This is a genomic window from Singulisphaera acidiphila DSM 18658, from assembly GCF_000242455.2.
Lineage (GTDB): Bacteria > Planctomycetota > Planctomycetia > Isosphaerales > Isosphaeraceae > Singulisphaera > Singulisphaera acidiphila.
Map to the genome: position 1 here is coordinate 3,090,592 of NC_019892.1, position 14,409 is coordinate 3,105,000.

General features: G+C 58.5%; 9 protein-coding genes. 2 read left to right on the top strand and 7 right to left on the bottom strand.

All coding sequences use genetic code 11. From position 1 onward, the window contains the following. Positions 1-408 precede the first annotated feature (408 nt). The 5 genes from SINAC_RS12250 to SINAC_RS12270 form a co-directional block, all read right to left on the bottom strand. Positions 409-1,113, bottom strand: coding sequence for a PEP-CTERM domain protein (locus SINAC_RS12250; RefSeq protein WP_015245951.1), 705 nt, complete (start codon positions 1,111-1,113; stop codon positions 409-411). Between the two features lie 1,995 nt (positions 1,114-3,108). Continuing rightward, positions 3,109-3,771 (bottom strand): sigma-70 family RNA polymerase sigma factor, encoded by a 663-nt coding sequence (locus SINAC_RS12255; RefSeq protein ID WP_015245953.1) that lies wholly within the window; start codon positions 3,769-3,771, stop codon positions 3,109-3,111. 829 nt (positions 3,772-4,600) lie between these two features. Continuing rightward, a complete protein-coding gene (locus tag SINAC_RS12260; protein WP_015245955.1) occupies positions 4,601-5,866 on the bottom strand; it encodes a nucleoside permease in 1,266 nt (421 codons plus the stop codon). Between the two features lie 62 nt (positions 5,867-5,928). Beyond that, positions 5,929-7,125, bottom strand: coding sequence for a zinc ribbon domain-containing protein (locus SINAC_RS12265; protein ID WP_015245956.1), 1,197 nt, complete (start codon positions 7,123-7,125; stop codon positions 5,929-5,931). 192 nt (positions 7,126-7,317) lie between these two features. Beyond that, positions 7,318-8,451: a glycoside hydrolase family 18 protein gene (locus tag SINAC_RS12270; protein ID WP_015245957.1), complete on the bottom strand. Its 1,134-nt coding sequence runs from the start codon at positions 8,449-8,451 to the stop codon at positions 7,318-7,320. Between the two features lie 330 nt (positions 8,452-8,781). On the opposite strand from SINAC_RS12270, the gene SINAC_RS12275 reads away from it, so the two are divergent. Beyond that, complete coding sequence (locus SINAC_RS12275; RefSeq protein WP_015245958.1) at positions 8,782-12,090, top strand: sigma-70 family RNA polymerase sigma factor; 3,309 nt, start codon at positions 8,782-8,784, stop codon at positions 12,088-12,090. Positions 12,091-12,214: 124 nt separating this feature from the next. Here the strand turns inward: SINAC_RS12275 and SINAC_RS12280 are convergent, their stop codons facing one another. Then, a complete protein-coding gene (locus SINAC_RS12280; protein ID WP_015245959.1) occupies positions 12,215-12,799 on the bottom strand; it encodes a pentapeptide repeat-containing protein in 585 nt (194 codons plus the stop codon). Between the two features lie 609 nt (positions 12,800-13,408). Here SINAC_RS12280 and SINAC_RS12285 point away from each other — a divergent pair. Further along, the gene (locus tag SINAC_RS12285) at positions 13,409-13,723 is read left to right on the top strand and encodes a hypothetical protein (protein ID WP_015245960.1); all 315 of its coding nucleotides are present in this window, start codon (positions 13,409-13,411) and stop codon (positions 13,721-13,723) included. Positions 13,724-13,895: 172 nt separating this feature from the next. Here SINAC_RS12285 and SINAC_RS12290 read toward each other — a convergent pair whose 3' ends face one another. Then, entirely contained in the window at positions 13,896-14,360 is a 465-nt protein-coding gene (locus SINAC_RS12290; protein ID WP_015245961.1) for a nuclear transport factor 2 family protein, read from the bottom strand. Between the last annotated feature and the right edge of the window lie 49 nt (positions 14,361-14,409).

A 14,409-nucleotide genomic window follows, 5' to 3' on the forward strand; every position in this document is an offset into this window, starting at 1 on the left:
TCGATACCACCCGCTCGCACCTCGAGTCCACAAGTTGCATGGGGAGCGTTCGCTCCGGTTCGGCCTCCAGCCCCGGGGCCTCCTCTCGACCTCGACTCGGGTCGTCAGGTCCGGGTCAGTCGGAATCCGCTGCAACGGTGGGTAGCAGTCCTCCGGGCGAGGCGACATTTCCGACCGAACCGAATGTCCGCCAGCTTGGAGATCGTCCCCACCAGGGTCCGCTTGGCAGGAACGATCTCGGTTGAGCAAGCCACGGGGACATTCTCGGGGAGGGTTGGCCAAGGTCTTGTCGCCACGGACCAGAGACCGGAGCGGTGGCCATTCGGAAAATGCCCCACGGGTCATCGACCTTCGACGATTGCGACCCTAAGGCCGATCACTCCAAGCATGCTTTGACAATCTCGGACGTCAGGCACGCATGCGTCGCCACTGTCCGTAGTAGCCAAGGCCCAGAAGCACGACGCCGGAGAAGGCCATTCCCATTGTTCCTGGCTCGGGAACCGTCGTCACCGTCGAGATTGTGCCCGAGTAGGTTGTCGATGTTGGGCATCCTGCCGCCGCAAGGGCCGTCAGGCTCGTGGGCGTGGCAAACTGGTAGCTGATGGTGACAACGCCACCACCGGCCGCCACCTCGTTTTTGAGTTGGAGCAGGGCGACGTTCGACCCGCTGTAAGAGACGTTCGACAAGTTGATCAAACTGTTGAGGCCGTTAAGACCTCCGACCGAACCGAGCGAAAAGATATCGATCCCGGAAATCGTGGCGGTCAGTGCGGGTCCGCCGGCCGGACCAATGCTCATGACGCCAGTACCGGTGAGCGCCGCGGTTTGTAGCGACCCGGTCGTTGTAATCCCGGCCACCGAGTAGGAAAACGAGCCGGAGATTGTGCCGAACAACCCTGTAGCCGAGCCGCCAGGGCTGCCGTCCACGGTTCGAATACCGAAACTGTTGCCTTGCGGACCGTTGGTGAAGGTGATCGTGGACTGAGACCCCGTCCCGGCGAACTGCATGGTCGCATCATCGACGGAGGAGAGTCCGAGCGTAATTGCGGCGTCGGCGCAGGTGCCGACGAAAAGCCCGACGACTGCTGCCATGGCAAAAGCTAACGTCTTCATAGACTTTACCCCTCAATCCCAATGTGCCAACGTAAGTCATGTTTCGTATCAATCAGGCCATGCTCCAGCGACATATTCACAACCCAATCAGCGATGCTCATCGCCCGGAGCAAGCCCGCTGATCGAACTCCTTTGGTCATTGCGGAAAGGCGCCCTGAGAGGACGCTCCGAGGCCCCTAACATCGGGCCCCTTGCAATCTTCCTTCCCGACTGGACGCCGCCCAGAGTTCACTGAACGAAGTGAAATCCAGCTCTGGGCCCCCTGGCAAACGAGAAACCGAACTCAGCAGCTCAGGGAACGTCGTTATGTAACGTGAATTCACCTCCTTTCTGAATTTCGGGGGGAATGCAAAGGGGATCAGGCGCATCGTCAGCCCATACGGGATTGCTGTAGTCGGTTCAACTGGCTTAAAGCCATGATGATCGAGCAGGCTCACGGCATTCACACCACCAAGATGACCACGAGTGCGACGGCGCAAACTCCTTCGGGTCATGGCAACACCGGTCGCGAGACGCAAACGGTTATTGTGCATGCCCCGAATCACGCTCACCTGGGTTGAAAAACGTGCTTTGCGACGGCCGACCAAGCATCGCAATGGATCCGTGCGAGCGCCAATATCCGCGAGATTCCGCCGAATTCGCCGGAATGGATTCAATAAAATCAGGCAACTCGCACGCGAGATCCTCTCGGACACTCCAGCTCGGGATGATTGGGGAGTCGGGGATGGATGAAAGGGATTGAGACGACTCGGGCTGAAGGCCAACCATCGATTCTCCAACGAGAATCAGCTCAAAGAATCCCTGAGAATCGAACCCGAACGAAGGCAACCCTGCCGGTGCCAACGGAGGGAAGTGCGGAGAATTTCCACAACAATTCCCGACATCCCATTCTGTTGATCACTCGGGTTCACACTCGGGCATTCCATTACAAGGCTATATGAATGCGTACCTTTGGCCGATGGGTTGCAATGGCACCCTCAGCATTCCATCGTAATTCGTGCGAACAGGAACCATGGCTCACTTCAGCGGCAATGCCGATGCACTGACGCGAAGTGTTCGGCTTCAATCATCAATCGCGTGAGTGAGTCTCATACCCGTGATTTTCACGCAACGCATGTGTTCTTTTCGAGCCGGCCTTTGCGATGGTTCACTTCCAAGACGCCAATCATCGCGTCACAGAGTCGTCGTTCTTTGACAGACTCCAAGCGGAAAGGGAATGCGTTCCCGTCGATCTCTCTGCACTTAACGATATTGCAGCCCTTGAAAGAATTACAACCGAAAATGCAGTCTTCGCCATTTTTCACAACCAAAACGCCTTACTATATCGCATTGTTTCTAATAATCAGCACACAAAACCCCATAAAAGGCAAAAGTTCGCCTATTTCGCCCTCAGCATAATCACCCAAAACGAAGGTTCAGAACCATTCATCCCGTTTCCTGGGAAGCAAAGGAGCCGTACATTGGCCATCCATGCTGTTGCCATAGACTTTCCAAGATCATGCGTTTTTCTAGTTTTCAATTTGCATGCATTTTACGAAATACCATTCATCTCAATGTGATATTCGTTTAAGAGTGGCTGGAGTCCAGCCCAGCGGGCCGTTACACGGCTCATCTTGAATATCTGGGTGTCCTTGGTGGTGGACAACCAGCTGGGGGTGGCGGCGCCACGAGCGGGGTCGCCTCCAATCCAGATGCTGGGCTGGCCATGTCTGTCGCACGAACTCAAGCCGGCTGAAGGCCAAAGCCGCCCGACGATAAATCGTCGCCGTCAGAGCGGTTTATCATCGGGGTGACAGGGATCCGTGCTCGGCCTCTGGCACAAGGGTCAGAAAACCGGGGCCGCGTACGGCCCCAACCACACGGATCGTTTGGCTTGTGATGCCCCCAGACGAAAGCCACTTCTCAGTCAGCCCTTTTTTTGGCAAGAGCGTGCCTGGCAGAGGGTTCGGGCGAATGTCCATCTTCAAGGAAACATCGTCGTGCATGCCGACCGGATCAATCGATCGCGACTTCGGAGTCGGCACCTGGCGCAATCTGGGGAAACCGCGTCCTGATAATGTTATCGAGGAGTCTAAAAATATTATGCTTGCGTTTGTTTACCGCCTGCTGGCTGATTCCGAGGGCTTCGGCCAGGCGGGCTTCCGACTTACCTTCCCAGAAGATTTCTTCAATCAGTGAAGCATCCGACGTTGGAAGGCGCGCGATTGCCTCGTTTAGCAAGCCACCGATGGCTTCGCGCGAGGGATACTCTCCCGTTTTGACGGCTTCGTACTCGTCAACAGCAGCCGCTGAGATCTGGTGAATGGCGTAGGTCCACTCCCGACGATAGCGAGCGAGGGCGGTATGCATGATCCGCCGGTGGAGGAAAGCGCCAAATGGGATGCCCCGGCTTGCGTCAAAATCCTTAACAACTTGGATGACACTGAGTGTGACCTCAGCCATGATCTCATCAAACCAATCTTGAATCGACCAGTGTGGTGGCACGCGCCAGCGACGAATTCGTTTCAAGCAACTGTGAACAGTCACCCACTCGGACGAATCCTGTCCGAGGCTGACCTTATGGGGCTTTCGATCAAGGGAATCTTCGCCGACCGTTGTCGGTGCCGCCGGATCCTCGTAAAGAATCTGCATCAGATAGTCGCACTGGTCATCCTGCATCGGGCCGACCTCCGTTTGGTACGACTCGCTCCTGATGTGGAACCTAGCTTGATGCTGAAGCCGTTGCCGAAATACGAAGAGCGAACACGTCTGCGTGCTCGAGCATCCCATTGAGTCGAACACGTCTTGGGGGGGAGGGTAAGAACGACGATTGCCTATCGGACCTTGAGGTTAGGTCCCTTTTGATTCGGGGGGGGATGAGAATCCAAATCAACGCCTTTCACCTGCAGTGCCTTCGTATTCCCCTCTCTTCATGGTGTTCAACGCCATCGACTTCACGAGATAGGCGACCCGGGAATGCAAGAGTTCGATCCGATGAGAACAGCAGCACTTTCGAGATTTGTAACCCCCTCATTTTTAACATCACTTTGATATGACATACTCGCTTTTCCAAGGAACCTCAGAACTCACTGTACTATAACAAAAGACGTTCTTTCCGTCGTCTATTGAACCCAAGAAATCACCACCGAGAGTCTTTTTCATTTCGTTTCCACCTCGAAATTGGGTGTTTGTTGAAATTTTGACTCACTGTTGAATCACAATTCCCCCGCCTTTGCATTCATGGCATTTTACGCATTTTATGCCGATGCTTCATGCCAAAACGATGGGCGTGGAAATCGCCCAGATACCATTCATGTTGATTTACGCCCGATGGACGGGTTGCCCTCTTCAACAGTTCAATTAGGAAGAATGGGCCTGTTAGTCTCCTCGGGATTGCGAGAGCAATAACCGATTTGAGGGTGCCGGTCCTCCTGGAGGTCTTCTTAAATACCGGCATGCCTCTTCCCTCACCGTTCAGCGATCTATCTGGATGGTTTGAATCGGCGCGTCAGGACTCGAAGCTTGGTGGACACGCGACAAGGTCTGATTCGACGCCGGCCGGTTCGACCAACTCCTGATCCTCGTCCCGGAAGAGCAGTGCGAAAACGATCAAGACCGCCCCGGACATCATTGACGGGATGATCCAGATGCGACTCCAATCGTGAAGGACCGTACCGTCGGTACGCCTGATCACGGACGACTCGCCGATCATCCCCGAGAGCCAGGTCCCCACAAACATCCCAGCGCCAAGGGTCACGAAGGCGAGCAGGCCCTGAGCCGTGGCCCGAAGATGCTCGGGGGCACGACGGTCGACATAAATCCGCCCCATCACGAAGAAGAAGTCGTAGCAGATTCCATGCATGGCGATCCCCGCATAAAGCAGAGCCGGCCAAGCCAGGCCCGTCGCGTACAGGTCGAACAGGCCGAACCGCACAGTCCAGGCAAACATGCCCAGCAGCAGCATCCGCTTGACACCCAGTCGACTCACAAAGAGGGGCATCAGGAGCAGGAACGTCACGTCGGAAACCTGTCCCAGCGTCATCTTGCTCGCGGCATGCTTGACTCCGATCTCATTCAGAAAGACGTTCGCCCAACTGAAATAGAAGCTCAAGGGAACGCAGATCAAGAACGAGCCGAGCAGGAACACGGCGAACGAGCGGTTGCGCAGCAGCTTCAAGGCGTCAAACCCGAGAGCCTCACCCAAGGTGGCTGAACGCTCGCGGTCCAGCGGCGGCGTGTGCGGCAGGGTCAGGCAATAAAGGCCCATCGCGGCCGACGCAATCGCCGCCCACTGAAACTGCGTTGCCAACGCCTCGACTTCGGCTTGGCCGATCACCAGGCCGGCAGCAATCCAACCGACGCTGCCCATCAACATCACCAGCGGGAATTGACGACCTGGGTCCGTCACGTGTCGCAAGGTCAACGAGTTCGTCAGGGCGAGCGTCGCCATGTAGCCGATCGTGTGGGCCACCAAACCGGCGTAGAAGATGGGGAAGCTCGTCGTGGTCGAAACGAAAAAGAGTAGCCCCGCGCCAATCAGGTGGAGGACGGCCAAAATCCTTTCGGCCGCGAAGAACCGGTCGGCCACCAAGCCGACCAGAAGCGGCGAGATCATCGCGCCGATCGCGGGAGTGCCATACGCCAGCCCGACCTGGCCGCCGCTGAAATGAAGCGTCCGGGTCAGGTACGTGCCCATCGTCACATACCAGAGACCCCAGATCGCATATTGAACGAACGCCATCACCCAGAGCCGCACCAGCAAACTCGTCTTCAAGGTTCGCCTCGCTTCCGTTGAAGATCTCGATTCGCCTCACAGGCGTTCTAGCCTAATAATAATTATGAGATCAATATCAGGTTTCTGTAAACGCTGCGGTAAGCCACATAGTTGAGCAAAGCCATCGAAGGAAGGGCCAGACCACCCGCGACCGGGATCCATTGGAACGCGACCAGGACCACGAGGGCAAGCCGGACGCCCCAGCGCAAGAGAAGGCCATGCCCCAGAGGGAGGTAACGCCGGTACGGAGCGATCAGGATCAGTCGATACGTGATCACTCCAGGGATGATGCCGAGAATCGGCACGAGCCCCAACAGGAAGCTGAGGAAGCAGACAAATGGCACCCGTCGATCAATAAAACGGATGTACCCTTTGGCAAACTCCACGTCGTCCATCAGTCGATAGCCGCACGCAAGGCAAGGCTGCCGGGGACCTCGTTGGGTGAACCGTGTGGCGCAGACCGGGCATCGCTTGACGGCAACCAACTGGTAAGGGAGGGAGGCGATGTTGGCCGGCCTGTTCGTCGGCTGCCCTAAGATTCCCACATTCTTGGGTTCCTTGACCGGGGCCTTGCAGAACGGACAGGCCAAGGCACAGGGATCGATGGGCCGCCCGCAGTTGATGCAAGGGACCTGCCCCTTCTCCCGTTGGGATGCGACTCGCCGCTCGACCAGCACCAGCAGGAACACGGCGAATCCAAAAACGGCGACCGTCAGGAGAGGGAAGACGATCAAGGCCAACGGTCCCAATCCCCCCCACAGGTCCCCGATCCAGCCCAGGAGTTTTTGCAGGCCAAGGTCGTCGTGATCGACCAACGGTGCGACGATCGGCCCACGGATCTGGACGGCAACCATGGTCCCCACCGCTACGGCAAGAACAGGCAGGTACTCGAGGAACCCGGCCTCCTGAATGAGACGCCCCACGGCGGCCCGGTCGGTGGCGTTGAGAACTCCCAGGTAAGTCAACACCGCCATGGCGGGCTTGAGATAACCGTAAACTTCATCTAGGAAAAGCTTGGCCTCCGGCACCCGCCCGGCAACCAGTTCCAAGGCCGCCAGAAGTCCCAAGACGACCAGGGCGATATCCGAAGTGAACCAAGTCGGAACGTCACGGACCTGGGAGAGCAGCCCGGCCTGGGCCAGCCAGGGAATCTGAGGCCCGAACCGGAGCATCAGGGCGGTCACAAAGGCGGGCAGGAAGGCTCGCGAGGCAAAGAGGCCGACCGAACCAAGTCCCTGGAGTAAGAGTGGTAGACTCACCGATCATACCCCGTGGTCGGCTCTTGGGGAAAGAAACAGATTCCAGGTTCAGCATCAAACCAACTATCTGGGCTCAACCAAGCGGAGCCGTTGAAGAGAGTAGGGGAGGGGGAGCCAAGTTCGAGTTGTTATCCCGAGGGCCAGGACTCGTCCCCAAAACTCCGAAGCGGCTCCGTATCCCCGGCGACCTCGCTATTTGCCGCCCGTTCGGGTGTCCTGGTCCCACGCCTTGCGAGCGGCTTCCTGAAGCGGGTTCGTACCGTCGGGCAAGCGATCGCCGGCGATCTGCCAGAAGAAGATTCCCCGGAATCCCTGCTTCAAGAGCCAGTCGGTCTTGATCGTGATCGACTCGGCATCGTCATAGCCGATCACGATCGAGTGGTCAGGGGAGATCAGCCAGGGGTTCTTGGTCTCGTCATCCCAGCGCCGGGCCCAGCCCTGCTGGTTCAGAAGCTTGTGAAGGTTGCTGTACTCCCCCTGCGGGATCCGGCTCTTGGCGATCCCTTCCGTGGACGCATAAGGCTCCGCGACGGCAAAACCTCGCCCGTAAAGTGGGACTCCCACCGCCAGCCGGTTGGCAGGTAGACCGCGCTCTTCGACCAGATACTTCATGGTCGATTCCGTCGAGTGAGCGTTCCCTTTCGGCTGCTTCGAGGAGGCGAAGAGGGGCGAGTGATGCCCCGCGTAGTTGGTCCAATCACCGGTGAAGTCATAGGTCATCACATTGACCCAATCCATCGTTTCGAGCAGGAAGTTCTTGTCGAGCCATCGAAGGGTCCCGGGATGTGAGGTCGCGGCCATTGTCAGGAACATTGGCCGTCCCTTCCTCACCCCGAGGGCGTCAAGATCCTTGCGAAAGCGGCGAGAGAGCCGCTCGAACCCAGCGACTTCCTGTTTGTTGTCGGGGTACTCCCAGTCAAAGTCGATCCCGTCATAGTCATATTGATCCACGAGATCGATCACGGATTTCGCGTATCGTTCTTCCGCCTCCGGCTTGGAAACGATGGAAGCGAATTGCTCATCCCACCCCCAACCCCCCAGCGAGACGAGGACCTTGACGCCCGCCTTGTGGGCATCGCTCACGAGTTCGCGGTTCGGAACACTTCGGGAGCTCTTGAGGTTCCCCTCAGCGTCGGCCGTGACGAATGCATGGCAGAGGTGGGTGTAGAGCCGAAAGTTGATCTTGCGGGGTTGGCCGAACAGGTAGCCCACAAAGACCTTGTCCGTGGGTTTCTGATCGGGTGCTGCAACCGTGGAGTCGGGCGAGCAGAGACCCGTCAGGAGGGATATCCAGAGGAACGAGCCTCGCAAGTAAGAACGATTCATCTGCGGCCCTCGACAGTGTGAGATTTCGGGAAGGATGACGCCTTCAGCCCGACATTCATCAGGGAGGGGTGCAAACGTCTCTTCAGCGTAGCCATGGTGCCTCCTTCCGCATCGGACATGGAACGAGTGACCCAAGGATAGCCGAATCGAGGCCAAGGGTCGCGGAGAAAGCTCGGAAGGTCATTCCCAATGTTGGTCTCTCGAAAGACGTGAGTCGGCGCGTCATCCCGATCTCAAACGGTTCGAAACGGATTTCAGCAGAAATCGTGAGGAGCCGCCGTTTCGCTGCAGTATATGAGGAGGAAACGGGACGGATCGGGAGTTTGGAACATGGCAAACGGACACAAAGGCGCGGTCCTCCGGCAGATCCAACGGATCTTTAGCTTGGGCACCGTCTCGGGGATGTCGGAAACGCAACTCCTGGAGCGCTTCGTCGCGTTCAAGGACAAGGCTGCTTTCGAGGCGATCATCGCCCGGCACGGGCCGATGGTCTGGGGGGTTTGTCGTCGCGTGTTGACCGACCCACACACTGCCGAGGACGCCTTCCAGGCCACGTTCCTGGTGCTACTCAAGAAAGCCGGCTCACTCCGCGACCCCGGTCGGCTCAGCCCCTGGCTCTACGGGGTGGCTCTTCGTGTGGCCACGCGTGCGCGTTCTGAAGACGCTCGTCGCAGCACGCGGGAGCAGGATGTTGCAAAAGAGGAGGCGGTCGAACCAGTCGTTCTTGATGACTTGGGCTGCGTTCGGGCCGTGATCGATGAAGAACTCAACCGACTGCCCGAGCGGTATCGCTGGCCCATGGTCCTCTGCCACCTCGAAGGCAAGAGCTACGAAGAGGCCGCCCACCAACTCTGTCGGACGGAGGGCATGGTCCGGGGACGACTCGCCCGGGGGCGAGAGCGACTCCGCACCGGGCTGACCCGACGCGTACTGGCCCCCTCAGCCGCATTGATCACGGCCGCGCTTTCCGGGGAGTCGGCCACGGCGGCCGTCCCTGCCTCGCTCGTGACCGCGACGATCGCGGTTGCAAGAATCGTCACGCTGGGGGGGGCGATGACAACAACAGCAACTTTAGGTCCAATTCTCAAGCTGGCGGAAGGAGTCCTCACCACCATGTTGTTTTCCAAGCTAAAACTGACGGGAACTCTCACGGCAATCGGTACGGTCATCGTAACGACCCTGCCTATCGCATTTGCTTATGACGAAAAGCCGAAGAGCCATGTCGATAAGCCAACACAAAACACCAAGCTTCAGGCTCCGTCAGACCGGACCGTTGAGCTTGTTCCAAAAACCAACACTGTCACGCAGCCCATTGACGTGCGCGTCTTGCATCAGCAAACAGGAGAACCTTTGACCGATGTGACGTTGGAGGTTTGGATCAACGACCAGTCTAAGATCGAGGGGAAGACAGATCGGGCGGGTCACTATTCCTTCGAACTCCCGCAGGCAAATCCGAATTCCCTCTGGATCAAGGCAAAGACAGATGGTTTTGTCCCCGCATCAATGGCATGGGGCCTGCGACAGCCAGGCGTCTTCCCTGTCCCCAAGGCTTTGAAGTTCATGTTGGAACCCGGAACGTCCATCGGGGGCACAGTCCAAGACTCAGAGGGTCGCCCCATTGAGGGGGCCACTGTCTTCCTGCTCGTGCCCAGCAAAGCCGACAAAACTCAGCAGCAGACGAGCGTCTGGGATTATCCCGTCAAAACCGACGACCAAGGTCGGTGGCAGTGCAACCTCCTACCATCGGAACTCGACGACATCTGGATCAGGATTCAACACCCCGACTACATCAGTGATACTCGCTATGGATCAACACCTAAACCCACGATGGTGCAGCTCCGGGACCAAACCGGCGTCATGGTCCTGAAGAAAGGACTCCCTGTGACCGGTCAAGTCTTCGGTTACGACGGACAACCGATCGCCGGTGCGAACGTCGCCCAGGGTGCGAACCGCCCCGGCGGCCATGAACCAGAGGTGAAGACCGACGCCAAGGGGCGTTTCAAGTTCGACCAAGTGGCTCCAGGCGATCTCGTCCTCACGGTCCAGGCGGCAGGTCGGGCCCCAGACCTGAAGACGGTGAAGGTGATTCCGAAGATGTCCCCCCTGGAATTCCGGCTCGAGCCGGGTCACGTCGTTCGCGGCCGGGTGGTTGACCCGGAAGGCAAGCCGATAGCCGGGGTCTGGATCGTCGCCGAGGAGTGGCGAGGACACCGATCCTTATCCTTGGAGACAAAGTCTCAGGCCGACGGAAGCTTCCAGGTCTTCGACGCGCCGGCCGACACCATCCTCTTCCAGTTTGTCAAGGCTCCGGCGTTCAGGAATCTTATGAATCAGCCCTTGGCTGCCTCAGAAGTGGGACATGTTGTCAAAATGATCCGGCCAGTGACAATCCGCGGCTCTGTGGTTGACTCGGAGTCGGGAAAGCCCATCGAGGCCTTCACCTTGATTAGCGGCGATGATCCGAAGGGCAAATCGACACGTTGGGAGCGCAACCGTCCGCTTCGGTTCAGGGACGGCCATTATGAGGTCAGCCTCGACTGGCCATACCCGGTCCAAGGGCTACTGGTCGAGGCCGACGGCTACCTGCCGGCGATCTCCCACGGCTTCTCGATCATGGGATCCAACCAGGTCTACGACTTCAAGCTGACCCGGGGCAAGGTCCCGACTCGCGCTGCTCTGGCGGGGGTTGTGCGACTTCCGGACGGATCACCGGCCGCCGATGCCGAGGTAGGCTTGGCGACGAACTCCCACGGAATTTACGTTCGGAATGGGAGCTTCTCTCCCCCCCCAAATCAGTTTCCAACCGTCCGTACCGGAATCGATGGAAGGTTTGCGTTCCCGCCGCAAACCGAGGCGGCCACCATCCTGGTGCTCGACGACCGGGGATTCGCCCAAGTCACGGAGGAACAACTCCTCGCCACGGACTCCCTGACCCTGACTCCGTGGGGCCAGGTCGAGGGAACCCTCCGAATCGGGAACAAGGCGGGGGCATTCGAGGAAGTCAGCCTGTCCCCCAAAGCCCAGAGCCAGTCAGACGATCAGAGGATTTCCTACCACTACAACGTCGCAACGGATGACTCGGGACACTTTCTCTTGACCCGAGTCATCCCCGGAGCGGCGTCGATTTCGCGAACGATTAAGCTGTCTGCAAATTCTTATGGAGTCGGCCCCTGGTATCCAATCCTCATCGAAGCCAATCAAACGGTGCAGGCCACCATTGGCGGTCAGGGACGACCTGTCGCGGGACGAGTCATCTCACTCGCCGGCACGAAGACACCGTTCGCGAGCATGGCGAACAGGAATACCCTGCTACTCCAGGCACCGCTGATCCCGATGCCGGAGGGCCTGACCCGGGAGCAACGGATCGAGTGGTACAACGCGTGGATTGTCACCGAAGAGGCGGAAGCGTATCGAGCGTATCAGAAGCAGCGTTCGATACTCCACTACCCGGTAAAGGTGGAACCCGACGGAACGTTCCGCATCGAAGATGTCGAACCGGGCACCTACGAGTTGCTCCTTCGGTTCGATCTCAGCCATCTCCGCCTGACGGTGATGGTTCCCAAGATACCGAGTGGGCGAAGTGACATCCCCATCGAATTGGGAGAGGTGAAGCTTATCCCGTGGGAGTCGGGGGAATAAGCACACTCTCGCGGTCGACACGACCGACCGGAAGTCGAACCTGAAGATCGTCGTCGCTCGGCACTGGCCGGGGAGCCTTGCTCCCGGGTTAGCCCGGGCGACAATTTTGATCCGGGCACTATGCCTACTCCGGCTCCACCACCATTCCATCATCATTTCGACAGATCATCCCGTTGGCTTTCGGGTCAAAACCTTGCGGAAAGCAGGTGCGAACGTCATAGGTCGCCCCTTCGAAGATGGCCCCCTCGCCGATCCAACCCCGAAGGTTGGCTCCGCGAAAGTCGGCCCTTCGGAGCACGGTCGAGCCATTCAGTTGATCCCTGCCAAGTTTCACCCCTTCCAGCGTCGCCCCGGTGAAATCAGCCTCTTCAAGATGGGCACCTCGGAGAATGGAACCCGAGAGATCCGCGCCTCGAAACGAAGCGCGAAAGCCGAATGCACCGTTGAGGTCGGCCTCACGGAGATCCGCCTCATCGAAGTAAGCATCAAGGCAAAGGACCCCTTCCATGACGGCGCCCGCGAGACAGGCATTCGACAGGTCGGCATCGGAGAGGTCGGCGGAGTTGAGGAATGATCCGGAAAGGTTCGTCGCCCTGAGCGAGGAGTCTTTGAAATAGGCGCTGAGCAATTGCAGGCCGCTCAGGTCGGCCCCAGCCAACTCACCGTCACGTTCCAGGAGGAGCTGGCCCGAATTTGTAGTGATCCGCATCGGAATTCCCAACCGACTTCGATGTTTGAAGCCAAGATCGACGACAGGTTTTTGTCTTGCAATGCGCGGCCGTAGATTCCATCAAGCGTCCGCATTTCGCTTCGGACGACGTGGGGAGTTATTCTAAACGACCGAGCCTTGCCGCAAAACGCCGACTCTTCGGGCGAACTCCCACTTTCGGAGCAATGGAAAGCCGTACGGCCGGCAGAACTTCGAATGGACCGACGCGAATAATCCGGCTGAAGAGGTTGACTGGCTCCGAAACGCCCTGAACACGACGACCAGGCCGGTGCTCCTCTTCGCCCACCAGCGGCTCGACGTTAGCAACAGCCACGGCGTCAAGGAATCAGAGGTTTCCGCAAGCAGGTGGACTACCAGTGGCGGAAGAACCGGGATACAGGAAAGTGAGAGCCCGGCGCGATGGCAATCGCTCTCGCCAATGCAAGAGCCAGGCGTCAGCACCTGAAATGGCGAGCCCACTTTTCGACGAACCAGGCGCAGAATTCAAGTTCGGGAGTCAATTTCTCCGAACAGGACGTCGAAGGGCGGCGTAAAAAGCCATGCACGCCGCCCGATACCTCGACTCACATCAAGGAGGGGTCTTCTCCCATGAATCCCATAGCTAAGCCTTACATTCACCTCACGATCGACGCCGTTGATCTCGTCGCTTTCGACCCCGAGGGCCGCTACGACGCCGACCGCTACGATCGGTACGCCACCTTCGACGAGGCGCGCAACGCCGCCCTCTCCTCGATCGAATTAATGCTCGATGAACAGGACTATGACGATGAGGCCCATCGGCAGGAGCTCGAAACGATGCTCCCGCTCTTGGAATCATCTCACTCGTTCGACGACCTGAAGGGGCATGCCGAATACCGGGCCTACTTCGAACGGCTCGAACTGGCCGCTTCGCGCGCAGCCTGACGCCTCGATCGTCTCACAGTTCGGCCCCCCCTCATCGTTCGGCCAGGGATTCGCCTGGCCGAATTCCACGTCCCTACCAGCCTGGCCACGGTCCCAGATCCCATCGGGAAGTGAGTCTTCGCTCTTCCTGAGTGGGTGGGACGCCAGCGAGTCCTCGCAATTCGCCGGCCGGCTATCTGAGGAACCAGACCGCGGTAATCTTGTCGCCGCTCACCTGATAGATGGCAACGACGTGGAATTGACGCCCGCCCAGACTGACCTCTTCCTGGTCGATGACGCGATCACCCTGGACGATCCGCCTGACGATTTTGACCTTCAGGTTCGGCTCCTGCTTGAAGAGCTTGCCGTACCTCTCACGCATGGACTCGAGTCCCGATGCCGACTCCTTGTCGGGAAAGTCGTACAGCTTGATCTCCGGGGAGTACGTTTTCAGGAACGCCTCAATGTCATGGCGGTTGTACGCCTCAACCTGTTCCTGAACGACCTTCTCCGGCCCCGAGATCAAAGGACCTCCTGGACTCGATCCGGTTCCCTTGACCTCTTGCCCCCGCCCTGGTGCGTTCGGCACGCTGGCCATCACGAGCACCAGGGCGACCACCGCCCGGCGGGGAAGTCGAAAGCGATGCAGCCATGACATGAATCGGCTCCCTCTGATCGGGACACGAAATTCCAAAACGGCAAGACGT